Raw genomic sequence first — 23,054 nt, 5'->3', positions numbered from 1 at the left:
AAACCATTTAATTTAGTCTGTCTTGAGTTCAGGCGTTAGTTAGGATTAACTTCAACAAATCATCTGATGCGAATACATCACGAGTAAAGGTGAGTTGCTCGCTCTTGTAATAGCAACCACCGCGATGTCCGCGACGCACCCAGCAAACACTACCCTTCGCAATCTGCTCATGGGTCTCATCATCGAAGCAGATCCACTCGAAGTGAGTGAACTCACCCCAGAATTGCACGATCGGCCAACACATCGTGACACCAGGCTGAGCAATGATGGCCCACCAATGTTTTTCGCGCTGGGCCTGCTCTTTGATGCCATGATAGGGCCCATCTTGGCAGTGATAAACAAGATCAGGACGATATTCTTTTGTTAGAAGATCGCCTCGTCCCTGGCGAAGTGCTTCGCAGTGGGTTGGCCAGAATTCACGGTTCTCAGCTTCGATCTGTTCCAACGTGTAATCCGGGCCAATGGCTGGCAGTTCAGCTTCTTGGAGATTGCCAATCTCTTCAGACCGCTGGATTAATTTGACCTGGTGATCTTTTTCGACAAGACCGGGCCGGGAATAATCCGCCGACAGCCCTTCGTAGTAGTTTTGACGTGCCATTGTGCGTTGAGAAAAGGTGCAAGTTGAACAGCCAACAACCTTGGCCGTGATCGAAGCGTTGACAGAACGTCAGTTAAGGCAACATCTGCCACCAAGAACGTCATCTTAAACAGCGTAGCCACAGCTGCCGGAATACCAATTAAGAAGCCATAAAAATGAGTTGGGCGAATCTGGCCTGGACTACCAAAAAAATTTGGCGAGAAAATAAAAAAAATAACAGCCTTAGCTTGTCCTGTTATCAGGTCGCTTTAGCATTCATTGGCAGGGGTCTTGTCATTCAAAGGCCGATGCAGCATCTCTCGCAATTCGACTCTCATGTTGCTCAGCGCACACGGTAATTCGAAGGGAAAAATCGGCGTCTTCATTGAAGACCACTTCGATATGACTGAATATCGACTGTTCAACAGACGATTCCCTGCTGCCGGATACGATATTCAATATATATCCAACCTCTGGGGAAATCCCACACTTCAATTCGGTTCCAATCCAGACAATGGCTGGGTTGAAGAACATTTGACCGTATCGAAAGACGTAAAAGATGTAAATCCCAGTGATTATGTTGGATTTTTATTGATTGGTGCCTACGCCACCGATCGTCTTCGTTACACTGTTAAACCTGAGAAAGGCAAACCAAATGATGCTCCTGCTGTTGAATTGATGAGAAAGATCTTTGCGACGCCAGGCGTGAAGGTTGGAACGATTTGCCACTCGCTCTGGCTGTTATGTGCCGACCGCACATTGCTGGAGGGCAAAAAAGTGACTTGCGCTCACAACATTCTCTGCGATGTTGAAAACGCAGGTGGCCTTGTTCAGTATGGTGATGACGGAACAGTCGGCAGTGTGGTGGATGGCGACCTGATCACTGCCAAACACCCTGCCTTTACTGACGAGCTGATTGATATTTACCTTAAGGAGATCGAGAAATCCTGATTGAGCGTATTGGCTGAATGGAATTTATGCAGAAGGAAATTTATCTTTGTACTTTTCCTTGAGTTCATTCAGCCGACCAAAGGCTCCTGCAGCTTTGTTGAAACCGCAGTAAACACATGTCCAAAGCAACAGTTCCTCAAGCTCTGCAAATGTGGTTCCCTGTTTGAGAGCCATGGTGACATGGGCCTCAAAAGGTACACCCGGGCCATGGAACGATTGATTGTCTACATCCAAAGCGACCGCCAGCAAAGCCTTTGTTTTCTGATCAATAAGAGGCTTCCCCCATGCCTCGGCCGCGACGCGAACGCAAAAATCTCCGAACGCAGGATTAACGGCGGATAACGCATTACACAGATCATCATCTCCGGTAACAGCGTTGTCGTGCAGATCCATCAGGAGAATGCTTGTTGGTTTAATCTAGACTACCCCGCGGAAGCCGGGTCAAGCATCAACACTTTGTATCGACGCGGCATTTTGTTCCTTTGGTGCCAATGATTCAGGCAAGGGCCGGTTGAAACTTCGGGTTACCGTGTTCTCTCTGATAAGCGGTTATGCCCTCGGGATGCCAAACCCCCGGTGAATTCAATTTTTTGTCCTTGATTGGAATATTCATCAACTCACGGACTTCATCAATTGGAAGATCTTTGTAATCGAAGTAATCGATTCCATACATCACATCACGATTACAAATCCGGCCGCGACGAATCGCATCAGCAAGGCGCTCTGGCATTCCTGGGATCTCGAGATGTCCGCAGTCTGCATTGAGAACTCCTCCTCCCCAGGACTCAAGCCGGCCTGTTTCAAACAGACTGACAATGGCCACAAGAAAAGAAAAACCATTGACATCTGGAATGGCAGAGCCAATGAAGGAAAAGACTTCCAGCTCCCCTTCAATCGTTGTGCTGTAGTCCGCAAGCAGGTGTATCCAATCGTGCTGAGCGATGGTGGGATTCACACTGCCCCGCTGGCCAGTGAACACGAACCCGCGCCCCATGTAGTACTCCCAGATTTCACGGCCCAGGGATCCGGAGGCACAGTGCTCCAGTCCCTGCCATTGAGCCAACAGCTCTGGATCGTCTTCATTCTCTTCAAACGGATCCAGCAATGTTTTATTGCAACGCATCATCTCACCACCCTTTCGAACCAATGCAGGATTACCGAGGTAACCCTTTCGGTGCAGATCAGACGCTGCAATGGCGTATGAACCTTGGCTGTAATTTCTTGCTACTTGGATGAATTTATCATCAACATTTAAAACCGCAGCCGCAAAACGCAATGTCGCCGTTGCCTTCAATGGCAGTGGATCCAGAACAAGCTCAACCAGGGTGAAAAGCTGAAACAAGCGTTGCCGAATCGTCATCGGAACATCCTGAATCTCAATTTGAAGTGCATCCAGTGAGGACTCATCAATATGAGCATCTTCGAGTTGCATTTCAATGCCAAGCAACGCGCTGCCAATGGCATGGATCAACGCCAATTGCGTTAACCCGGAAGGTCGTTCTAAATCGGAATGACGAGTGAGAAGATAAAGACTGCGAAGGACCAGCTCCCTTTGTCTGAATGTCAGAGTTTTGAAATCTGGATCGAGATGATTCACAACCTTGTCAATGTTCTGAATAAAAAATCAGTCTGGAACGACGATTCCTACTGAATGCATCCTGACATCTTCGGGTCTGCTGAGCTGGCCGGTCAACGCCAATGTCTCCACCTCCGCAAGTTCTTTTAAGCGGCTGAAAATCTGATCTCGTGGCCAACGGGTTTCAGCCAACGTCCAATACAACCCAAAATGTCGTGCCTCACTGGTGAGGAGATTGCCGTAGAGCTCTCTGAGTTGTGGATCGGAGCTGTGTTCAGCCAACAGAGCCATGCGCTCGTGACTCCGCGCCTCAATCAAGCCGGCCACGAGAAACGAATCGAGCATCCGCTCCGGTTCTCCCTTGCGGATGCTCCGAGCGAGTTCAGCGCCGTAAGCCGGCGCCGGGAGGGGTTCCAGATAACGGCCTTTGGACTGAAGCACCGTCAGGACCTGCTCGAAATGCTCCAGTTCTTCCCGCGCAAGGGGACTGAGCGCCTCTCCCAGCCCTGGTTCGCAGAGGTAGCGGAACATCATCTGAACCGCTGCCCCAGCAGCCTTGCGCTCGCAATGCGCATGGTCAATCAGCACTTCGATGGGATGAGCGTTGGCCTGATCCAGCCAGCTCTGACTCGTGGCGGATGCCAGCCAGCGAATCGATGCCGTGGACTTCTCCGGGGTCGCTGTCGTGGTCATGGCCTGCCGTTGCGCAGATGGTGCAACAGCCCCTGCAGGGCGAGGGAATAGCTCTGCGCTGCGAAACCGCTTACCACTCCAACAGCACCGGCCGCCAGAAACGACTGATGGCGAAAGGGTTCACGGGCATGGGTGTTGCTCAGATGCAACTCCACGTAGGGGATCGCCACCCCTGAGAGTGCATCACGCAGGGCGATGGAGGTGTGGGTGTAAGCCCCTGCATTGATCAGGATTCCCTGGGTCACTCCCATCGCCGCCTGGACCCTCTCCACAAGCGCACCCTCGAAATTGCTTTGAAAACACTCCAGCTGAGCACCCTCACGTTCCGCCTCCGACTGCAAGGCCGTCTCGATCGAGGCCAAGGTGGTCTGTCCGTAGATGTCAGGTTCCCGTTGCCCCAGCAGATTCAGATTGGGGCCATTGAGAAGCAGCAGGTGCACGGACCGTGTCCCGAATCACATCAATTGTCGTATTGATCCTGCCGATCTCGTCAGCTGGTAAGTTCTTCGGGTGTGGTTCGGGTCGGTGCCCGAGTGGTTAATGGGGGCGGACTGTAAATCCGCTGGCTCTGCCTACGTTGGTTCAAATCCAACCCGGCCCACCTTCCACATGCCCTTGTAGCTCAGCGGTAGAGCACTCCCTTGGTAAGGGAGAGGTCACGAGTTCAAGTCTCGTCAAGGGCTTCATCACTCATCAGCAGCACCGCAGATTGAGTTCCAACAGCCCCGGACGGCGTCAGCGATGATCCGGAGGACCAAAGAATCCTGATCGTGGAAGACCCCGAGGAGATCGGAAGCTCTTGGCTGCGGCTGCGGTTGATCCACACCTGAACGGAACCGGAACGACCGACCAGTCCGTCATCACCGAAGCAGCTCCATTGCATTGAGCCATCACTCAGGACTGGATGCTCCCGCCGCAACACGGCCAGATCCTTCAGGTAAGGCCGAAGATCCGCTGTCCAGGGCTGGTCCCATGGGTAGGCCTCGCGACAGCCGGGCTCCGGTCCACTGGACTGCTCGGTCGTCGGACCACCGGCCAGACCGCTCTCCGTGCCGTAATAGACGCAGGGAGCACCGGGTTGCAGAAAGAGCATCAGGAGCGCCAGCTTGAGCGCCTCGACATCACCATCGAGGGTGTGGAGAGCCCTGGGGACATCGTGGCTGTCCAGCAGGTTCATCTGAGAGCGATTCACCTTGGGCCGGTACCAGCCCGCCGTGGTGGTCCAGATTGAAATCAGCTCTTCGCCAGAGAGCGGGTTCAGCGGGTACTCACGATTGCGATATCCCTGCCGCAACCGCTCACCAGCAGCCCAGCACAGACTGCTCCACCCCAGTCGGTAGTTCATCACACCATCAAAGTGCTCTCCATTGAGCCAGGCGCGGGCATCCCCCCAGATCTCTCCAACGATCCATGCATCCGGGTTGACATCTCTGACCACCTCCCTGAACGCCACCCAGAAATCAGCTGGAACCTCGGCCGGCACATCGAGACGCCAGCCGTCGATTCCCCGCTCCAGCCAGTGGCGACCCACCGACAGCAGATGCTCACGGACGGCGGGGTTGGCGTGGTTGAACTTCGGCAGATCCGGCAGCGACCACCAACACTCATACCCACAGTCCTCACCCTCTGCTGGGTAGGGCTTCAGCGGCAACTGATTCACATGAAACCAGTCTCGATACGGCGAACGCGCTCCGTTCTCAACCAGATGGTGGAACGCCCAGAAACCGCGTCCGCAGTGATTGAACACGCCATCGAGCACCAGACGCATCCCACGCCCGTGCACAGCGGCGATCAGGGCATCGAGGGCCGCATTGCCCCCCAGCAATGGATCCACCTCGAGATAGTTGAAGGCGTGATAGCGATGGTTTGCGGCTGAGCTGAAGATCGGCGTGAGATAAAGGCAACTGACGCCCATCGCCTGCAGCGACTCCAGCGCCTCGATCACTCCATAGAGATCCCCACCCTGAAAGCCCTCGTCGCGTGGATCGGTTCCCCAGGGCTGGAGCGGCAGATCGCGCTGAGCGTCAACCATCCCGCTACGGCGAAAACGGTCCGGAAAGATCTGGTAGATCACAGCGTCCGACACCCAGGCCGGAGGATCACTGAAGGCCGTTACTGCCGCCACACCTTTTCACTCTGCAGCCCTCTCGCTAGCAGGGAAGAAAACAACCGGCCATGGCGGACCAGCCTCTTCTCCTCGCTCTGGACCAGGGAACCAGCAGTTCTCGAGCCGCTGTCTTCACCGCGGCCGGTGAGCTTGTGGCGAGCGCCTGTTCGCCGCTGCCGATTCAATACCCGGCGGACGGCTGGGTGGAACAGCATCCGGACGCGATCTGGAGCAGTCAACGCCAGGCTCTGATTGATCTGCACGATGGGCTGAGCGACGACCAGCGCCGGGCGGTCGTGAGCTGTGGCATCACGAATCAACGCGAAACGACGGTGCTTTGGAGGCGCAGCAATGGCCAGCCCTGTGGGCCGGCCCTGGTCTGGCAGGACGGCCGCACCACCGAGATCTGCCGCCAGTGGAAGGAGGCCGGATTCGAAAAGGACTGGCGGGAACGCACCGGCCTGCTGCTCGACCCCTACTTCAGCGCCAGCAAGATCCACTGGATGCTGTCGCATGACGAGGATGCCGCCGCGGCCGCGGTCAGCGATGACCTCTGCTTCGGCACGGTGGAGAGCTGGCTGCTGTGGAAGCTCACTGGAGGCCAGCGCCATGGATCGGACGTCAGCAATGCCAGCCGGACCTTGCTGATGGATCTCAAGCAGCGCTGCTGGGTGGAGACGTTCTGCGAGCGGACCGGCCTGCCGTTCAGCGCTTTGCCGGAGTTGCTGCCCTGTCGCGGACAGTTCGGAAACATTGCCGGCGGACTTCCGTTCGCAGGATTGCCGATCCAGGCCTTGCTCGGCGACCAGCAGGCCGCGACGCTTGGGCAGCTCTGTCTGAAACCCGGCGAAGCGAAATGCACCTACGGCACTGGAGCCTTCCTGGTGATCAACACGGGCGACAACATCCGCCGATGCGATTCAGGCCTGCTCAGCACACTGGGATGGACTGATGAGCGCGGCACGCCCACCTATTGCCTCGAAGGCAGCCTCTTCAATGCCGGCACCGTTGTGCAGTGGCTGCGGGATGGTCTCGGGATCATCGAGTCTGCCGCTGAGGTCAATCGCCTGGCAGGGCAGGTGTCCGATTCCGGTGGCGTGATGCTGGTGCCGGCATTCACCGGCTGGGGCACGCCCCACTGGGATCCGCTGGCCCGCGGAATGATGATTGGTCTGACCAGGGACAGCAGCAGCAGCCATATCGCCCGAGCTGCCCTTGAGGGCATCGCGCTCTCGGTCGCAACCTTGGTGGACCTTGCGGAGAGCGCCATTGGAGCCGAACTCGGTGAACTGGCGGTCGATGGCGGTGCTGCGGCCTCAGACCCCCTGCTGCAGGCACAGGCCGACTGCACAGGGCTGACTGTCAGACGGGCGGCCAATCTGGAAAGCACTGCCCGCGGCGTTGCCCTGTTCGCTGGTGTGCAGGCGGGTGTTGTCACAGACATCGACGAGCTCGTGCGGCGTCGGGGTGATGGAGCCAGCCTGTTTGAGCCGCAGATCGACACACGCCAACGCGCCCGTTGGCGTGAGCGCTGGAATGACGCCGTGACCCGCAGTCTGGGATGGCATGGCTGAGCAACCCTTCGATCTGCTGGTGATCGGCGCCGGAGCCAGCGGCGCCAGCGTGGCCTACGAGGCCTCCCGTCGTGGTCTTTCGGTGGCACTTCTGGAGGGAGGGGACATCGGTGGCGGGACCAGTTGCCGAAGCACGAAGCTGCTGCACGGCGGGGTCCGCTATCTGGAACTGGCGTTCAAGACCCTGGACCTGGCCCAGCTCAAGCTGGTGCGGGAAGCGCTGCTGGAACGAGGGCATTGGCTCCAGCAGGCTCCGTTTCTGGCCCATCGCCTGGAACTGGCCTTGCCCACGGACCATGTTCTGGGCCAGGCCTACTACCGGCTTGGACTCGGGCTCTATGACGCGCTCTCCGGGCGCCAGGGCATCGGCTCCAGCCGCTTGCTGTCGCGGGCCAAGCTGCAGCAGGCCATGCCGCTGCTGCGGCCTTGTTCAGGTGCTGTCGCCTACAGCGATGGTCAGTTCAACGACGCACGACTCAATCTGCTCCTGGCGCTGACCGCCGAACGGGCTGGGGTGGTTCTGCACAACCACTGCCGTGTCATCGCTCTGGAGAAGAACCTTGACGGACGCTTGTGCGCCGCCGTCAGCGAGGACTCATCCGGTCAGCGACGCCGCTGGTCGGCGCGGGTGATCGTGAATGCCACCGGCATTCATGCCGATGCCATCCGGCAGATGGCGGATCCCGACGTGACGCCACGGATGCTCACCAGCCGCGGAACTCACCTCGTGGTGAAGGAGCAGCTCTGCCCGGGCGGTCTCGGTTTGCTGGTGCCATCCACCGATGACGGCCGGGTGCTGTTCATGTTGCCCTTCTTCGGCAGAACTCTGGTGGGAACCACGGATGAGGCCTGTCCTCAGGAGGAGGCCACCACGCCTTCGGAGAGCGAAGAGCGCTATCTGCTGGAGTACGTGAAGCGCTGGTTCCCCAGCGCTTCAGCGATCAACGTGACGAGTCGATGGGCTGGCGGGCGACCCTTGCTGAAGCCTGCCGGAGAAGGACTCGACAGCAGCCGTGTGGTGCGGGAACACGACTTGGAGACCCTGCCCTGTGGTTTGGTCAGTGTGATGGGAGGGAAATGGACCACCTGCCGGCCGATGGCACTCGACACCCTCGCCGCCGTGGAAGCACAACTCGACCGCCCCATGCCGGCGGCCTGTCCCCTGCCACTGCAGGGGGCGGCAGGGAATCACGCCGGCACCCTCGCCGGCCTGGAGGCGCAGCGCCAACGGCTGAAACGGGTGCTCCCGGATGGTCAGCTGCAGAACCAACAGATCCTCCATCTAGAGGGCCACCACGGCCTGAATGCCCTGCCCCTGATCGAAGCCGCCGACGCCTCGGAGCGCGAGCCTCTCAGCGATGTGATTCCGCTCTGTCTGGCGGAGGTGCGTCATGCCGTTCAACACGAGCACGCTCGCAGCCGGGAGGATGTGCTCGCCCGTCGCTGCCGGCTGGCGATGGTCGATGCTGCTGAGGCCGAACGGCTTCAGCCCTTCGTCGATCAGGTGCTGGATCAGACGGATGGCTCGCCAGCCGTTGCTTTCGGCGGCTGAGAAGACGTTTCCGACCCTTCTACCTCCACCTCGCCGATCAACCACCAGTTGAAGCCATAGGGCTGGAGATACACATACCAATCGTCATGGGCGATGGGGAACTCGCAGCCCCACATCACTTCACGGGTGCGCTGACCTTGCCAATCCGACAGGTCGAGACCGACTGCAGCACCCGCTGCCGTGAAATTTCCTGCCACGAGAACGGTCATCGCCTCGGTGGAGCGCACGTAGGCGATCACCCCCGGGTGGGCGCAGGACAGCAACCGGAAGCTGCCGGACTGCAGCGCCGGCAGCAGCCTCCGGCAAATGAGCATGCGGCGATGCCAGTTCAGCAGCGACCCGGGCAACTGTTTCTGAACTTCGACATTGAGCACGCGGTAGTCGTATCCGGGCGCTGTGATCGGCGGCAGAACGAGCAGCGGATCGGGGGCTGCCGAAAAACCACCGTTCCGAGCTGGCGTCCAGGCCATGGGGGTGCGGTTGGGATCGCGATCCCGGAGTCCAGGCCAATCCCCCATCCCGAGTTCGTCGCCGTAATAGAGACAGGGCATCCCCGGCAAGCTGTACAGAAGTCCATGCAGAAGCCGGTTGGCACGCGGGTCGCCGTTGAGCAGGGGGGCGAGCCGGCGGTTGATTCCCCAGTTCAGCCAGTGCCCCTGCCCCTGAGGCAAGCCGACACGGATGGTCTGGATGACCTCCTGCGGGATCAGGTGTCCATCCCCGAGCCAAAGCTCATCGTGGTTGCGCAGGGGCAGCGCCCAGCCACAGCCCTCCACGACGTCCTGCGCGTCCTGCAGACAGTTTCCAAGGGCGCGGGTGCTGCCACTGGCCACCGCTGCAAACAGGTGGGCGGTGAGAACGAAATTGAAGGCCCCATGCAGTTCATCCTTGGCCAGGTAGGGCGCTGCCTCCTGCACCGGTTGAATCGCCTCCCCAAGCAGCAACACGTCTCGACCGTGGTCATCGACCCGCTGGCGCAGACGCTTCAGGAAGGCATGGGTCTCCGGCAATCCCTCACAGCGGGTCCCCTCCTCCTCACAGAGAAAGGGAACAGCATCGAGTCGGAAGCCGTCCACCCCACGGTCCAGCCAGAAATCGACGACCTCCAGCATCGTCTCCTGCACCCATGGATTGGCGTAGTTGAGATCGGGCTGATGACGCAGGAAGCGGTGCAGGTAGTACTGCTCTGCAACCGGATCCCACTCCCAGTTGGACGACTCGAAATGTCGGAAGAGGACTGGCGCATCGCTGTAGCGCTGGGGATCGTCACTCCAGACGTAGACATTGCGCTCAGGGCTGTCCTTCGGAGCCCAGCGCGCTCGCTGGAACCATGGATGGAGATCACTGGTGTGATTGAGAACCAGGTCGAGGATGACGCGCATCCCCTGGCCATGAGCCGCCGTGAGAAAGCGATGGAACGATGCCAGATCACCCAGATCCGGATGAATGCCTGTGAAATCGGTGATGTCATATCCCCCATCCCGCAGGGGTGATGGATAGACAGGCGTCAGCCAGAGGGTCTTCACACCGAGCCAGCGCAGATAGGGCAAACGTCCGCTCAGGCCCTTGAAATCGCCGATACCATCTCCATTGCCGTCGGCGTAGCTGCGCACGATCAGCTGATAGATGACTGTTCCTGACCACCAGGGCTGGACAGCGGCCATCACCCGGAGACTGCTGCACCACTGCTAGACCCGTCAGGCCTTTTCGTCAGCCCTGTGTCCCTGTCGACCTCCCACCTAGAGCAGATGCGTGATCTGGTCGGTCGCGGTCAGACCCGGTCTCACCCCTGGCGCGTTGAGCAGCTGAGGCGGCTGAGAGAGCTGGTGGAATCCCATGAACAGGAGGTTCTCGAAGCCCTGGCAGCAGACCTTGGCAAGCCCTCAACGGAAGCCTTCTTCGAAGTGGTAGCCCTGCTTCAGGAGCTGAAGCTGACCGAGAAGAACCTGCGCCGCTGGATGCGTCCAAAACCCATCCCGGTGCCCCTGGCTCAGCGACCGGGGAAAGCGGCCGTTGTCCCGGAGCCACTGGGCTGTGTGCTGATCATCGGCCCCTGGAACTATCCCTTCTCTCTGACGCTTCAACCCCTGATCAGCGCACTGGCAGCCGGCAATACCGCGGTTCTCAAACCCTCAGAACATGCACCTGCCGTGGCAGCCCTGATCGCCAGGCTGATCCCGCTCCACTTCGAGACGGATGTGGTGAGGGTGGAGCTCGGAGACGGCCGCGTGGCATCCGAGCTGGTGTCGATGCCCTTCGATCACATCTTCTTCACCGGCGGCGGTGCCATCGGTCGCAAAGTGCTGGAAGGCGCCGCCGCCAACCTCACCCCGGTGACCCTGGAACTCGGAGGCAAAAGTCCCGCCATCGTGCTGGCGGGGGCCGACCCCGAGGTCACCGCCAGACGACTGATCTGGGGGAAGGGGCTCAATGCAGGCCAGACCTGCATCGCCCCAGATCACCTGCTTGTCTCCGAGGATCAGCGGGACGGGTTGCTGAAGGCTCTTGGAGCAGCACGGGCGGAGATGTACGGGGACAATCCACTGCAATCAAATCAGCTCGGGAAGATCGTGAACGAGCGCCAGTTTTCGCGGCTGGAGGCACTGCTGGAGGGAGCAAGGGCCCAGGGCCGGATCCTGCTGGGAGGAGAAGTCGACCGTGAGCAGCGACGCATCGCCCCCACCGTGATTCGGGTTGATGATCGGGACGATCCACTGATGACGGATGAGCTGTTCGGGCCCCTGCTGCCGATGTTGAACCTCGGGGACCTCGATGCTGCCCTCGCTGCCATCCGTCGCGAACCAAAGCCACTGGCTCTCTACGTCTTCGGGGGGAGTGATGCCCAGCAGAAGCTGGTGCTGGGCTGCACCAGTTCGGGTGGTGTTTGCATCAACGATGTCGTGATGCAGGCGGGCATCCCCGACATGCCCTTCGGCGGTGTCGGTGGCAGTGGAATGGGGAGCTATCACGGCCGGAGCGGCTTTGACACGTTCAGCCATCAGAAAGCTGTGCTTCGACGACCTTTTCGATTTGATTTCAAAGTGAGATATCCCCCTTACAAACTTGATCTGAATGTTCTGCGGCGCCTGGCGGGCTGAATTGATCAGGACGCATACTTCCCTGCCGCAGCAGTCGGTCTAGAACACTGGCGCATTCTGAAATTCGTCCTACATTCGACTGAGCAATCGGACAAGAATGCGTTTACCCAGTCTCGCCGTCCTTGCTCTGACGGCTCTCCTCCCGCTTCAAAGTGTCGCTGGAACGATCACCGTCAAACCGGGTGAAACGTTGTCTGATATCGCCGCCAGATACAACATTTCCTTAACGAAGCTGATGCGGATGAACGACATCAGCAACCCCGACCATGTCGAAATCGGCAGCAGGCTCACCGTTCCTGGCTCCACCGTTCAAGCAGGCTCCGGTCGCCATCTGGTCAGCTCGGGTGAAACCCTGTCCGGCATCGCCAGCCGTTACAACGTCAGCCCTCGCGATCTCATGGCCCTGAACGGATTGGCCGATGCCAACCATGTGGAACTGGGTCAGACCCTGACACTGCCATCCAGCGCGGTTGTGCCGGCAAAGCGTCCGAAACCTGCACCGATCACCGTGGTGGCAGGCGCCAGTGAACACACGGTGGCCAAAGGGCAGACGCTCACCCAGATCGCACGCGCTTACGAAATTCCCGTCGCCAGCTTGATCAACATCAACCAACTGGAGGATCCCAACAAAGTCGAGATCGGCACTCGGCTGTATCTGAAAGCTCCTGCCAGCGCCTCCAGCACTGCCACTACAACTACCCCTGCCCAGGTCAGCACCAGTGCTCCAACGGCACAGGCCCAGCCCAAGTCCGACGTCAAGGTGGTGACGACGACCGAGCCGACACCACAGCCAAAAGCGGCTCCAAAGGCGACGGCATCGACTGGCTCCACCGTCACCGTGATCGCCAAAAAAGCAGATTGGAGGGCCTACGGCCCGCTGCAGATCGACTGGGCGAACTGGCAATCGATGGATGGTGCTCACGTGGCCCCAACGCTCAACCCTCAGGGCCAGGCTCTCTACCTCGCCATCAATTGCTCTGCAGGCAAGATGAATGTCACAGGGGCGGACGGAGCCTGGAAGACCTGGTCTGCGCCACAGTCCGGCTTTGAGAAAGATCTGATGAAGGATCGCTGTCAGCCCAAGGCCTGAGATTCAGGCGGCGTAATCGAGGGGCCATGGATCGTCGAGGTAGCGACGCCCGCTGTCCCTCAGATACAGCCGCTGCACGCCGTCGTTGCTTTCCCGAATCAGCTCGTCCTGCACGAGGCGTCTCGCCAACCAGGTCCAGCGCTCGCTGCGGCCTGGTTCCATGAGCTGCAGTTGTTCTCCAAGGCGGCGGATATCCGTTCCATCCTGATCAGCCAGATGGGAGAGCAGGGTGTGCACCTGTGCAGACCAGTCACGGCGTTTGGGGCTTGTCAGGCAGCGATCACAGCGGCCGCAGGGGCCAACCAACTCCCCGACGGCCAGGAGCAAGGCCTGTTCACGACACATCTCCCCTTCCGCCACCGCCTCCATCCGCCGCAATTGCTGTTGAGACAAATCCAGACGGTGCCGTTCATCCGTGGACTCACATCGGCGACTGGCGGACTGCATGGCCCATCCCAGGCTGGTGCGATCACCAGGAGAGAAGAGCACCAGGCAGGACGCAGGACATCCGTCCCTTCCAGCGCGGCCTGATTCCTGCAGGTAACCCTCAGGTGTCGCCGGAAGATCCAGGTGCAGGACAAGGCCGACATCGCTGCGGTCGACACCCATCCCGAACGCCACCGTGGCCACCAGAACGGGACGCTCCTCCTCGAGGAATTTGTTGAGGGCGGCCTGACGTTCCGCCGGCTCCAATCCGGCGTGATAGGGCGTGGCAGGCACGTTGACGTCCTGCAGACGCTCCGCCCAGCGCTCGACGGATCGACGCGTTCGGGCGTAGATCAGAGACGCACCGCGTGAGGTCTCGAGAGCCTCGAGAACGGCGGGCATCGGATCCCGGGGACGTCGCCGCATGGCGTACGTGAGATTGGTCCGCCTGGCGGAACTGACCTGGACCAGAGGTGCACGCAGATCCAGAAGCCGGATGATGTCGGCTCGAACCCGTGGAGCCGCGGTCGCGCTGAGGGCGAGCATCGGGACACCTGGGCAGAGCCCCCGGATCCGACCCAACCGGCGGTAGTCGGGCCTGAAATCATGGCCCCAGGCGCTGATGCAGTGGGCTTCATCCACAGCGAGGGCCACCAAACGACCTGAGCGGGCATGGTCTTCAAGAACTCCCCGGGTCGCCTCACCCTGGAGTCGCTCAGGCGCAACATAAAGAAGACGCAGACGGTCTTCCTGAAGATCCATCCGAGCCTGCTGTCGGCGTTGCGGGTCCAGGCCGGAGTGCAGGCAGGCTGCAGCGATGCCGCGTCGCTGCAGCTGCAGAACCTGATCTTCCATCAGGGCCACCAGAGGCGAGATCACCACAACCAGCCCCTCGCGAATCAAGGCAGGGAGCTGGTAGCAGAGGGACTTTCCTCCACCGGTCGGCAAAACAGCGAGCGCGTCGCGTCCGCTGAGAACAGCCTCAACGACCGGACGCTGTCCCGGACGGAATGCGGACCAGCCGAAATGGCGATGGAGCGACTGTTCCAGGGGATCCACGATCCACCACCAGTAGTGGACTCATTCTATCGAACACCAGATGTGGAGTCAGGGCAGGGGAGGTGGTTCCAACTGGTCCGGAGCTTCCTCCACGAGCTGAAGCCGCACCCGTCGCCCCCCCGCAAGGTCTCCCAGGGACACCCGCATGGTGGATCCACTCAGGGACTGCATCGCATCCAGAACATCCCGGAGGTAGGGCGTGCTGCTTCCGCTCTCCACCCACAGGCGCTCCTGTAGTCCACCAAGCCGACGCCAGGATGTGTGCAGCTTGAGAACAGCAGCTTCCAGGGCCTGGGCCTGACCCACCGCATCCGCCAGCAGTCCCAGAGCATCCAGACGCTGGGCCTCCTGCATCGCCTTCTCCAGGTCCAGCTCGCCCTGCTGGAACGCCCGCACAGCGACGCCGGCTTCGGTGGCCTTGGTGATCCAGCGTGCCGTGCTCGTGACGTCCTTGATCCGATCCAGTTCCGGCTCCTCTTTCAACACCCTGCGAAGGTCGTCCTGCTGGGGTTCGGGAAGTTTCGCCAGCTCTCTCACCAACGGCGCAACCGCTCTTGGGGGCAGCAGGTTGTCCTGGGTGCGCTGACGAATCTCCTCCGGCAGCAGTGGGCTGGTTGCAGCTGTGAATTCATCGGAGAGACGACGCACCTGTTTACGGGTGATCTCCTGACCCTCATTGGCGGCCTCGGAAATCATCAACTGGACCTCTGGCGCAGCCTGGGCGGTTTCCAGGAAGGCACGTTTTGAAAATTGGTTGACGCTGCTCTGCTCAAGCGTGCCTCCTCCAACCAAATCATCGGCGGACTCAGCCAGTTGAATCAGGCCATAGGCCCGCGTTTTGCTGATTTCACGTTCTCGCAACCACTGCAGGAATCCGGCGCCACGTCCTTCTCCCCCACGTTTCTCGCGATCACGGACCGCTCGCAGAATGCGACCCCGCCAGATCTCGGTCTGGAGATCAAAGCGGTCGCACACGGCCCAGGCCTGCTCCAGCCTGGCCAGAAATTCCATCGTGCTGATGTCATCCCGTTCCGGATCGGGAAGATCCAGCTGCAGCATGGGTTGGTCGGGTGCAACAGAGCTGGTCAACGAGTTGAACGGCGGCGACAGGGACGACATTCTGTGACGCTGTCCGTCTATGGCGATGGCGGAGCGATACGCTCCCGAATGCAACCTTCCTTGCCCAGCGATGGCCATCTCCCGCGGCGCAAAGGTGCGCATCAAGCGTCCCGAGTCCTACTGGTTCAACGAAGTCGGAACTGTGGCTTCCATCGACACCTCTGGCATCCGGTATCCGGTGGTGGTTCGATTCGAGAAGGTCAACTACAACGGCCTCGACGGCACAGATGGCGGCGTCAACACCAACAACTTTGCTGAAGCCGAGCTGGAGCCGGCCTAAGGCTTTTGCCCGAACTTCCTGAGGTCGAGACGGTCCGCCGGGGACTGGCGGACCGTCTCAAGTCATTTGTTGTGTCCGAAGTTGAGGTCTGCCGGGCGCGGGCAATCGCAAGCCCGGATGATCCTGACTTGTTTCGGCACGCCCTCAGAGGCTCCCTGATCGGAGACTGGACGCGAAGGGGCAAATATCTGATGGCAGCGCTTCAGCCGGATCGAGGCATCTGGGGCGTTCACCTCAGGATGACCGGTCAGTTCCAGTGGCATGACCAAGCGCGCGACGCCTGTCCTCATACACGCGTGCGCTTCTGGAATCCTGAAGGAGCTGAACTGCGTTTCGTGGACGTGCGGAGTTTTGGCGAGATGTGGTGGGTTCCGCCAGGCGAACCGGTCGAAACGGTGATCAAGGGCCTCAGGCAACTGGGGCCGGAACCCTTCAGTGAGGCCTTCACGGCTCCCTATCTCAAGCGCAGGCTGAAAGGGTCGGCGCGGCCGATCAAAAGTGCGCTGCTCGACCAGAGTCTTGTGGCTGGCGTCGGCAACATCTACGCCGATGAAAGTCTTTTTATGGCTGGAATCCGACCGCTCACTCCAGCCGGTCACCTCTCTCTGACGCGGCTCGAGACACTCAAACGCTGCCTGGTTGAGGTGCTGAACGCCAGCATCGGCGCTGGAGGCACCACATTCAGCGACTTCCGTGATCTGGAGGGCGTCAACGGCAATTATGGAGGGCAGGCCTGGGTTTACCGCCGTGGAGGGGAACCCTGCCGTCGTTGCGGCACACCGCTGAAACGGGACAAGCTGTCCGGACGCAGCACCCACTGGTGCAGCGACTGCCAAACCTGAAGAGTTGCTTCCACTGCCGAAAACCATTGACATGACTAGGTTCGGCAGATCAGGCCTGGGAAGGGGTCCATGCCGGCACGGTTCACGCAGCAAAACCAGAGGTTCCGACCCAGCTCCAAAGAAGACCAGGTGGTGGAGAAGGCGAAGGAGCACTTTGAACGCACCCTTGTCGCGATCCGGGGTGAGCTAGCGGGCAGCGTCGCAGCACTGGAGCATCCGAACCACGACGAAGCACTCAACTACGGCGAAATCTTTCTGCGGGACAACGTGCCCGTGATGATCTACCTCCTGCTGCAGAACCGCTTCCCGGTGGTGAAGCAGTTTCTCAGCGTCTGCCTTGATCTGCAGAGCACCACGGTGCAGACGCGAGGCGTGTTTCCAACCAGCTTCGTGGAAGAGGAGGGCGAGCTGATTGCCGATTACGGCCAGCGCTCCATCGGACGGATCACGTCGGTGGACGCCAGCCTCTGGTGGCCGATTCTCTGCTGGATCTACGTCAAACGCAGCGGAGACAAGGCCTTCGGCAGCAGTCAGCGGGTGCAGCGAGGGTTGCAGCTCCTTCTGGATCTTGTGCTGCATCCCAGCTTTGAAGGCACTCCTGTGCTGTTCGTGCCGGACTGCGCCTTCATGATTGATCGTCCCATGGATGTCTGGGGAGCGCCGTTGGAGGTGGAGGTTCTCCTCTTCGCTGCGCTACGCAGTTGCATCGAACTGATGGAACTGCACCGCCGCCAAGAGAACAGCGCCCTGCTCGATCAGCGGCTCAGGCTCAGCCGCCAGTGGATGCACGACCTGCGCCAGTACCTGCTCAAGCACTACTGGGTCACGAGCAAGACCATGCAGGTGCTGAGGCGCCGGCCAACGGAACAGTACGGAGAGAACCAGTACCAGAACGAATTCAATGTGCAGCCCCAGGTGATTCCCGACTGGCTTCAGGACTGGTTGGACAACCGAGGTGGTTACATGATCGGCAACATGCGGACCGGCCGCCCAGATTTCCGCTTTTACAGCCTTGGAAATTCTTTGGCGTCCCTGTTCGGCTTGCTGACAGCCCCACAGCAGCGGGCTCTGTTTCGCCTCGTTCAACACAACCGCAACGACCTCATGGCACAGATGCCGATGCGGATCTGTCACCCACCGATGGACGACAACGAATGGCAGAACAAAACAGGATCAGATCCAAAAAACTGGCCATGGAGCTACCACAACGGTGGACATTGGCCAAGTCTGCTGTGGTTTTTTGGGGCCTCAGTCCTGTTGCACGAACGGCTGAATCCGCATGCCGATGTTCTTTTGATGGGTCAGATGAACATCTTGATCGAGGAGTGTTACTGGAGCCATCTCAATCAATTGCCCCGCCAACAGTGGGCCGAATATTTCGATGGCCCAACAGGAACCTGGATGGGACAACAGTCAAGGACCTATCAAACCTGGACGATTGTTGGCTTCCTGCTGATGCATCATTTCCTGAGAGTGAACCCAGATGATGTGCTGATGCTTCATCTGGATCCAGGGAATGAACTTGCTGTCTAAATAAAATACCTCCAGAATTGAATTCTGAAGGTTGAACGTGATGGATTAACTGACTATAAATTCGATTTCTGTGTAAGTCAGAATAGACCAAGTGTTAGTGATTTATCGATGGGGAGAGCTGCTCCAATTCCCAGGTAAATCGTTGTGATTGTCCCAAACAGAAACACAACCATGGCGACGGGACGTCGAAATGGGTTCTGGAATTTGTTGAAGCTTTCAATGAAGGGAACCAGCATCAAACCGAGGGGAACCAGTGTTTGCAGCGCAATTCCCAGAAGCTTGTTGGGGACAACACGAAGAATCTGGAAGACAGGGTAGAGATACCACTCGGGAAGAATTTCCAGCGGGGTTGCGAAAGGATCTGCCTTGTCGCCCAGCATGGCAGGATCCAGAACCGCAAGCCCAACGATGCACGCAATGGTGCCGAGAATGACGACTGGGAAGATATAAAGAAGGTCGTTGGGCCAGGCTGGCTCACCGTAGTAGTTGTGACCCATTCCCTTGGCGAGCTTGGCTCGCATCTTCGGGTCACTGAGATCTGGCTTTTTGAGAATGTGCATGATTCAGACGTGTGTTGAGTGAAGGTTAGGAGTAGAGATCACAACGGACCAGAAATGCCTTGCTTACGGATCATCAGGAAGTGCATCAGCATGAACACCGCGAGCAGCCAGGGCATCACAAAGGTGTGAAGGCTGTAGAAGCGGGTCAGGGTGGACTGTCCGACGCTTTCACCACCGCGGAGAAGTTCAACCATGAAATCCCCGACAACTGGAATGGCTGCGGGGACGCCAGAAACAATCTTGACGGCCCAGTAACCGACCTGATCCCAGGGGAGTGAATATCCGGTCACACCGAAGGAGACGGTGATCACAGCCATCGTGACGCCGGTCACCCAGGTGAGCTCACGGGGTCTCTTGAAACCTCCCGTCAGATAAACCCTGAAGACGTGGAGGATCAGCATCAGAACCATCATCGATGCGCTCCAGCGGTGCACGGAGCGGATGAGCCAGCCGAAGCTGACGTCAGTCATCAGGTACTGGACAGAGGTATAGGCCTCAGCAACGGTGGGCTTGTAATAGAACGTCATTGCAAACCCGGTCGCAAACTGGATCAGGAAGCAGACCAAGGTGATCCCGCCCAGGCAATAGAAAATATTGACGTGGGGGGGCACGTACTTGGAGCTGATGTCATCAGCGATGTCCTGAATTTCCAGACGTTCCTGGAACCAGTCGTAAACCGGAGATGAGTTCGCCATGCACAAGCGGGCTCGGGTTGCGAAAGTCTACTGAGCACGTTTCGGACAATGCGCTGGGAGGAACGCTATGTATCCGTTTATTAACGAATATTCAAAACCACTGCGCCGTCTGGGATGTGCGGCTGTCCGAACGCTGATCGCAGTCACGTTGCTGCTGATCATCAGCCTCACGCCAGGGGGCAAGGCCGTCAACGCCCTCAGTGACGCCCAGCAACTTGTGGTCGACAGCTGGCGTTTGGTCAATCAGGGCTATCTCGATCCGGTGCAACTGGATCATGTGCGCTGGCGTCGACAACGGCAAAAAGCCCTCGAGAAGTCGATCGTGAGCAGCGAAGACGCCTACAGAGCCATCGAAACGATGCTCGCCGTCCTGGAGGACCCCTACACGCGCCTGCTCAGACCTGACGACTATGCAGCCTTGAAAGACAGCACCAGCGGCAACCTCAGCGGCGTGGGGTTGCAACTGGGGCCCGGTGAGGCGACCGGGGAGGTCGTTGTGATTTCCGCCCTCGAGGGCTCACCGGCAGCCGATGCAGACATGAGCAGTGGAACCAGGATTCTCGCGGTGGACCACCAACCCGTTGAACCGCTCGGACTGGAGGGAACGGCTGAGGCCCTGCGCGGTGATGTCGGAACCCAGGTCGTGCTCACGATCCAGGGTGTGGATGGCCTGGAACAGGAACTTGATCTCGAACGCCGCCATGTGGATCTGCGCCCGGTCCGTACGCGACGCCTGCGCAATGACTCCCACACCCTGGGCTACATCCGCATCACCCAATTCACAGAAGGGGTGCCGGAGCAGGTCCTGGAAGCTCTGCAGGAACTGCAGGCGAAGGATGTTGAAGGGCTCGTGCTCGATCTCCGCAACAATTCCGGTGGGCTGGTGAGTTCAGGGCTGGCGGTGGCCGATGACTTCCTCAGCGGGGCGGCCATCGTCGAGACCCGCGATCGCGAGGGCATCAACGACACCATCCGGGCCAACGTGGGAACCGTTTTCGACGGTCCGATGCTCACGCTCGTGAACGGTGGAACCGCCAGCGCCAGTGAGATCCTGGCTGGCGCCCTCCAGGACAACGGTCGATCGTCCCTGATGGGCAGCCGGACGTTCGGCAAAGGACTGATCCAAACCCTCACCAACCTCAGTGACGGCAGCGGTCTTGCCGTCACGGTCGCGGGCTACGTCACGCCCAGCGGTCGGGACATCCAGGGCGAAGGCATCGAGCCTGAGCGGATCCTCGACGGACCAGAACCCCTCAACCCCGGTGCAGAGGGTGATCGCTGGATCACAGAAGCCGTGAATTGGATGGAGTCGCAGCTGGAGACGAAGCAAAACAGCAGCGAGGCATGAGCCAGCGCACGTATCACGATCCACTCCACGGCGGAATCGGCATGAACGCCGACGACCCGGCGGAGCGGATGGTGATCGCCCTCGTGGACTCACCCGCTTTCCAGAGATTGCGGCGAATCCGACAACTCGGCCCTGCTTTCCTCACATTCCACGGGGCCGAATCCAGTCGCTTCACCCATTCCCTGGGGGTGTTCCACCTCGCCAGGCGTGCCTTCCTTCAATTGCGCGGGGGTGATCCCGGACTGGAGCAACTTCAGGGAATTCTCTATGCCGCGGCCCTGCTGCATGACATCGGCCACGGCCCTCTGAGCCATACAGGGGAGGAGATGTTCGGCTATCACCATGAGGCCTGGTCAGCCCGGGTGATTCGCGAGCACCCAGGCATTCGGGATCCCCTTGAGCGCTTCGCCGAGGGAACGGCCGAGTCCGTCGCGGATCTGCTGGAGCACGGACAGACGCAACGACCTGTGATCAAGACGTTGGTCAGCAGCCAGTTGGACTGTGACCGACTCGATTATCTGCTCCGGGACAGCTACAGCACCGGGACTCGCTACGGACAACTGGATCTCGACCGGATCCTGGCCGGCATCACCCTGGCTCCCGACGGCGATCTGGCCATCCACCCCAAGGGACTGACGGCAGTGGAGCACTACCTGGTCGTGCGCAACCTGATGTACCGCAGCGTGTACAACCATCGACTCAACGTGGTGTGCAACTGGCTGCTGGAACGACTCGTGCAGACAGCCCGACGTCTTGGACCGAAGCAGGTCTGGGCGGATGACGTCATGCATCACTGGCTCTGGACAACGGACGAGATGACGTTGAAGATTTTTCTGGCCAACGATGATCTGCGCACGGGATATCACCTGCAGCGTTGGCAAGAGGAGGGGCGTGAACCACTGGCCGATCTCTGCAGCCGCTTTCTGGATCGTCGCCTGTTGAAAGCCATCGCCGTGGAACATCTCAGTAGCGAGAACCAGCTCACAGCCCTGGCCATCGCGAATCGGTTATCCGAGGAGATCGGCTTTGATGCCACCCTCTGCTGCGGTCTGCGGCATCAGGAACTGCGCGGGTACCACCCCTATCGCGGTGGCCTCAGGCTCTGGGATGGTTGTGATCTCCTGGCTCTTGAAAAGGCCTCACCCCTGGTCAGCAGCCTCGTCACGCCGGCAGCAACCGCATGGCTGATTCATCCCGGCGAGATCCATCAGGACCTTCTTCTTGCCATGGACCGGGAAGGACTCTGACCGTTGAATGGGGGAGAAGCGCCGTTGACAAGGCCGATGCAGACCCTTCGACTGCCTGATCGGCACGTTCAGCACTGGTTCGATGCTCTGCCTGCTCAGTTACAGAGCCTCAAGGCTGGAACCATTCAGATCGAATGTGGTGACTGGCAGTTGAATTGCAGCGACCTTCAGAGACTTCTGAACGTTTTGGCCGAGCACGAAATCAGCCTCGACATGCTATCCGCCCTGATGCCAGAGACCGTGGTCAGTGCCAACGCCCTGGGGTTGCCGGCCCGCCTGATCGATGGGTTGACGCTGCCCCCAACGGCGCCAGATCCCGACGGCTCATCGCCCCAGAAACTGCTGTTTCATCAAGGCACCCTGCGATCCGGAGATCACCTGCGGGGTGACGGGGACATTCTTGTGCTGGGGGATGTGAACCCTGGCGCCACGCTCTCCGCTGCAGGGCATGTGATGGTTTGGGGCCGCCTCAGAGGCATTGCCCATGCAGGTCGGGAGGGCGATCGCAACACGAGGATCGTCGCTCTCCAGTTACGACCACTCCAGCTGCGCATTGCTGACATCGTCGCCAGGGGGCCCGAAGACGTTCCCCAGCTCGGCCTGGCTGAACAGGCCCGCCTCGATGGAGACGACATCGTGATCGAGCCGGCGCCAGCCGAACGACTCGGCGACCGTTGAGTCGTTGCTTGTCAGCTGAAGGGGTCTGATTATCCTGGCCAGACCAAGG

22 protein-coding genes and 2 tRNA genes are annotated in these 23,054 nt (G+C 59.5%); 13 read left to right on the top strand and 11 right to left on the bottom strand.

The annotated features are described in order from the left end of the window. Positions 1-28: 28 nt before the first annotated feature. Positions 29-598 (bottom strand): hypothetical protein, encoded by a 570-nt coding sequence (locus KR100_RS03830; protein WP_038543331.1) that lies wholly within the window; start codon positions 596-598, stop codon positions 29-31. Between the two features lie 315 nt (positions 599-913). On the opposite strand from KR100_RS03830, the gene KR100_RS03825 reads away from it, so the two are divergent. Beyond that, on the top strand, positions 914-1,528 hold the full coding sequence (locus KR100_RS03825) for a DJ-1/PfpI family protein (protein WP_038543329.1): 615 nt from the start codon (positions 914-916) through the stop codon (positions 1,526-1,528). A 24-nt stretch (positions 1,529-1,552) separates the two neighbouring features. On the opposite strand, the gene KR100_RS03820 is transcribed toward KR100_RS03825, so the two are convergent. The 4 genes from KR100_RS03820 to aroQ all read right to left on the bottom strand — a co-directional run bounded on the left by KR100_RS03820 (position 1,553) and on the right by aroQ (position 4,237). After that, a complete protein-coding gene (locus KR100_RS03820) occupies positions 1,553-1,921 on the bottom strand; it encodes a carboxymuconolactone decarboxylase family protein (protein WP_038543326.1) in 369 nt (122 codons plus the stop codon). A 103-nt stretch (positions 1,922-2,024) separates the two neighbouring features. Continuing rightward, positions 2,025-3,125 carry a hypothetical protein gene (locus KR100_RS03815; RefSeq protein WP_156097896.1) on the bottom strand — a complete coding sequence of 367 codons (1,101 nt, stop codon included), beginning with the start codon at positions 3,123-3,125 and terminating at the stop codon, positions 2,025-2,027. A 27-nt stretch (positions 3,126-3,152) separates the two neighbouring features. After that, positions 3,153-3,797, bottom strand: coding sequence for a tRNA-(ms[2]io[6]A)-hydroxylase (locus tag KR100_RS03810; RefSeq protein ID WP_038543320.1), 645 nt, complete (start codon positions 3,795-3,797; stop codon positions 3,153-3,155). Beyond that, positions 3,794-4,237 (bottom strand): type II 3-dehydroquinate dehydratase, encoded by a 444-nt coding sequence (aroQ, locus tag KR100_RS03805; RefSeq protein WP_038543319.1) that lies wholly within the window; start codon positions 4,235-4,237, stop codon positions 3,794-3,796. Before aroQ ends, KR100_RS03810 begins: the two co-directional genes overlap by 4 nt. Positions 4,238-4,316: 79 nt before the next feature. On the opposite strand from aroQ, the gene KR100_RS03800 reads away from it, so the two are divergent. Together KR100_RS03800 and KR100_RS03795 are read left to right on the top strand one after the other, a co-directional pair. Continuing rightward, positions 4,317-4,398, top strand: a tRNA-Tyr gene (locus tag KR100_RS03800). Positions 4,399-4,408: 10 nt separating this feature from the next. Further along, a tRNA-Thr gene (locus KR100_RS03795) sits at positions 4,409-4,480 on the top strand. Here KR100_RS03795 and KR100_RS14355 read toward each other — a convergent pair. Beyond that, on the bottom strand, positions 4,462-5,922 hold the full coding sequence (locus KR100_RS14355; protein WP_051847603.1) for a glycoside hydrolase family 13 protein: 1,461 nt from the start codon (positions 5,920-5,922) through the stop codon (positions 4,462-4,464). The two genes, KR100_RS03795 and KR100_RS14355, sit on opposite strands and share 19 nt — an antisense overlap. A 50-nt stretch (positions 5,923-5,972) precedes the next feature. Between KR100_RS14355 and glpK the strand changes: the two genes are divergently transcribed. Both glpK and KR100_RS03775 read left to right on the top strand, forming a co-directional pair. Further along, positions 5,973-7,478 carry a glycerol kinase GlpK gene (glpK, locus tag KR100_RS03780; protein WP_038543313.1) on the top strand — a complete coding sequence of 502 codons (1,506 nt, stop codon included), beginning with the start codon at positions 5,973-5,975 and terminating at the stop codon, positions 7,476-7,478. Continuing rightward, positions 7,471-9,030, top strand: a complete 1,560-nt coding sequence (locus tag KR100_RS03775) for a glycerol-3-phosphate dehydrogenase/oxidase (protein ID WP_038543312.1) — start codon at positions 7,471-7,473, stop codon at positions 9,028-9,030. Before glpK ends, KR100_RS03775 begins: the two co-directional genes overlap by 8 nt. Here the strand turns inward: KR100_RS03775 and KR100_RS03770 are convergent. Then, the gene (locus tag KR100_RS03770; protein ID WP_038543310.1) at positions 8,991-10,694 is read right to left on the bottom strand and encodes an alpha-amylase family protein; all 1,704 of its coding nucleotides are present in this window, start codon (positions 10,692-10,694) and stop codon (positions 8,991-8,993) included. The two genes, KR100_RS03775 and KR100_RS03770, sit on opposite strands and share 40 nt — an antisense overlap. Before the next feature lie 84 nt (positions 10,695-10,778). Here KR100_RS03770 and KR100_RS03765 point away from each other — a divergent pair, with 84 nt between their 5' ends. After that, the gene (locus tag KR100_RS03765; protein ID WP_204207773.1) at positions 10,779-12,128 is read left to right on the top strand and encodes an aldehyde dehydrogenase family protein; all 1,350 of its coding nucleotides are present in this window, start codon (positions 10,779-10,781) and stop codon (positions 12,126-12,128) included. Positions 12,129-12,225: 97 nt separating this feature from the next. Continuing rightward, entirely contained in the window at positions 12,226-13,218 is a 993-nt protein-coding gene (locus KR100_RS03760) for a LysM domain-containing protein (protein ID WP_038543304.1), read from the top strand. 3 nt (positions 13,219-13,221) lie between these two features. Here KR100_RS03760 and KR100_RS03755 read toward each other — a convergent pair whose 3' ends face one another. Both KR100_RS03755 and KR100_RS03750 read right to left on the bottom strand, forming a co-directional pair. Continuing rightward, entirely contained in the window at positions 13,222-14,703 is a 1,482-nt protein-coding gene (locus KR100_RS03755; protein ID WP_038543302.1) for an ATP-dependent DNA helicase RecQ, read from the bottom strand. A 48-nt stretch (positions 14,704-14,751) separates the two neighbouring features. Next, positions 14,752-15,792 (bottom strand): hypothetical protein, encoded by a 1,041-nt coding sequence (locus KR100_RS03750; RefSeq protein ID WP_038543301.1) that lies wholly within the window; start codon positions 15,790-15,792, stop codon positions 14,752-14,754. Positions 15,793-15,892: 100 nt separating this feature from the next. Here KR100_RS03750 and KR100_RS03745 point away from each other — a divergent pair, with 100 nt between their 5' ends. The 3 genes from KR100_RS03745 to KR100_RS03735 all read left to right on the top strand — a co-directional run bounded on the left by KR100_RS03745 (position 15,893) and on the right by KR100_RS03735 (position 18,477). Continuing rightward, on the top strand, positions 15,893-16,102 hold the full coding sequence (locus KR100_RS03745) for a photosystem I reaction center subunit IV (protein WP_038547847.1): 210 nt from the start codon (positions 15,893-15,895) through the stop codon (positions 16,100-16,102). Positions 16,103-16,107: 5 nt separating this feature from the next. Further along, complete coding sequence (locus KR100_RS03740; RefSeq protein WP_038543299.1) at positions 16,108-16,944, top strand: DNA-formamidopyrimidine glycosylase; 837 nt, start codon at positions 16,108-16,110, stop codon at positions 16,942-16,944. A gap of 69 nt (positions 16,945-17,013) precedes the next feature. Continuing rightward, entirely contained in the window at positions 17,014-18,477 is a 1,464-nt protein-coding gene (locus tag KR100_RS03735; protein WP_038543297.1) for a glycoside hydrolase 100 family protein, read from the top strand. 77 nt (positions 18,478-18,554) lie between these two features. Here KR100_RS03735 and petD read toward each other — a convergent pair whose 3' ends face one another. Both petD and petB read right to left on the bottom strand, forming a co-directional pair. Continuing rightward, positions 18,555-19,037 (bottom strand): cytochrome b6-f complex subunit IV, encoded by a 483-nt coding sequence (gene petD, locus KR100_RS03730; RefSeq protein WP_028953729.1) that lies wholly within the window; start codon positions 19,035-19,037, stop codon positions 18,555-18,557. 38 nt (positions 19,038-19,075) lie between these two features. After that, positions 19,076-19,732, bottom strand: coding sequence for a cytochrome b6 (gene petB / locus KR100_RS03725; RefSeq protein ID WP_007100534.1), 657 nt, complete (start codon positions 19,730-19,732; stop codon positions 19,076-19,078). Between the two features lie 67 nt (positions 19,733-19,799). Between petB and ctpZ the strand changes: the two genes are divergently transcribed. Genes ctpZ through minC form a run of 3 tightly spaced genes read left to right on the top strand, consistent with a single transcriptional unit; the run spans position 19,800 to position 23,005 of the window. Continuing rightward, a complete protein-coding gene (gene ctpZ, locus KR100_RS03720) occupies positions 19,800-21,080 on the top strand; it encodes a carboxyl-terminal processing protease CtpZ (RefSeq protein WP_038543294.1) in 1,281 nt (426 codons plus the stop codon). Further along, complete coding sequence (locus tag KR100_RS03715; RefSeq protein WP_038543292.1) at positions 21,077-22,327, top strand: HD domain-containing protein; 1,251 nt, start codon at positions 21,077-21,079, stop codon at positions 22,325-22,327. The genes ctpZ and KR100_RS03715 overlap by 4 nt, the downstream gene beginning before the upstream one ends. Before the next feature lie 36 nt (positions 22,328-22,363). Next, a complete protein-coding gene (gene minC / locus KR100_RS03710) occupies positions 22,364-23,005 on the top strand; it encodes a septum site-determining protein MinC (protein WP_038543290.1) in 642 nt (213 codons plus the stop codon). The last annotated feature ends 49 nt before the right edge of the window (positions 23,006-23,054 follow it).

It is taken from the genome of Synechococcus sp. KORDI-100 (genome assembly GCF_000737535.1).
Classification (GTDB): domain Bacteria; phylum Cyanobacteriota; class Cyanobacteriia; order PCC-6307; family Cyanobiaceae; genus Parasynechococcus.
This window is presented reverse-complemented; position numbering and strand designations above follow the sequence as displayed.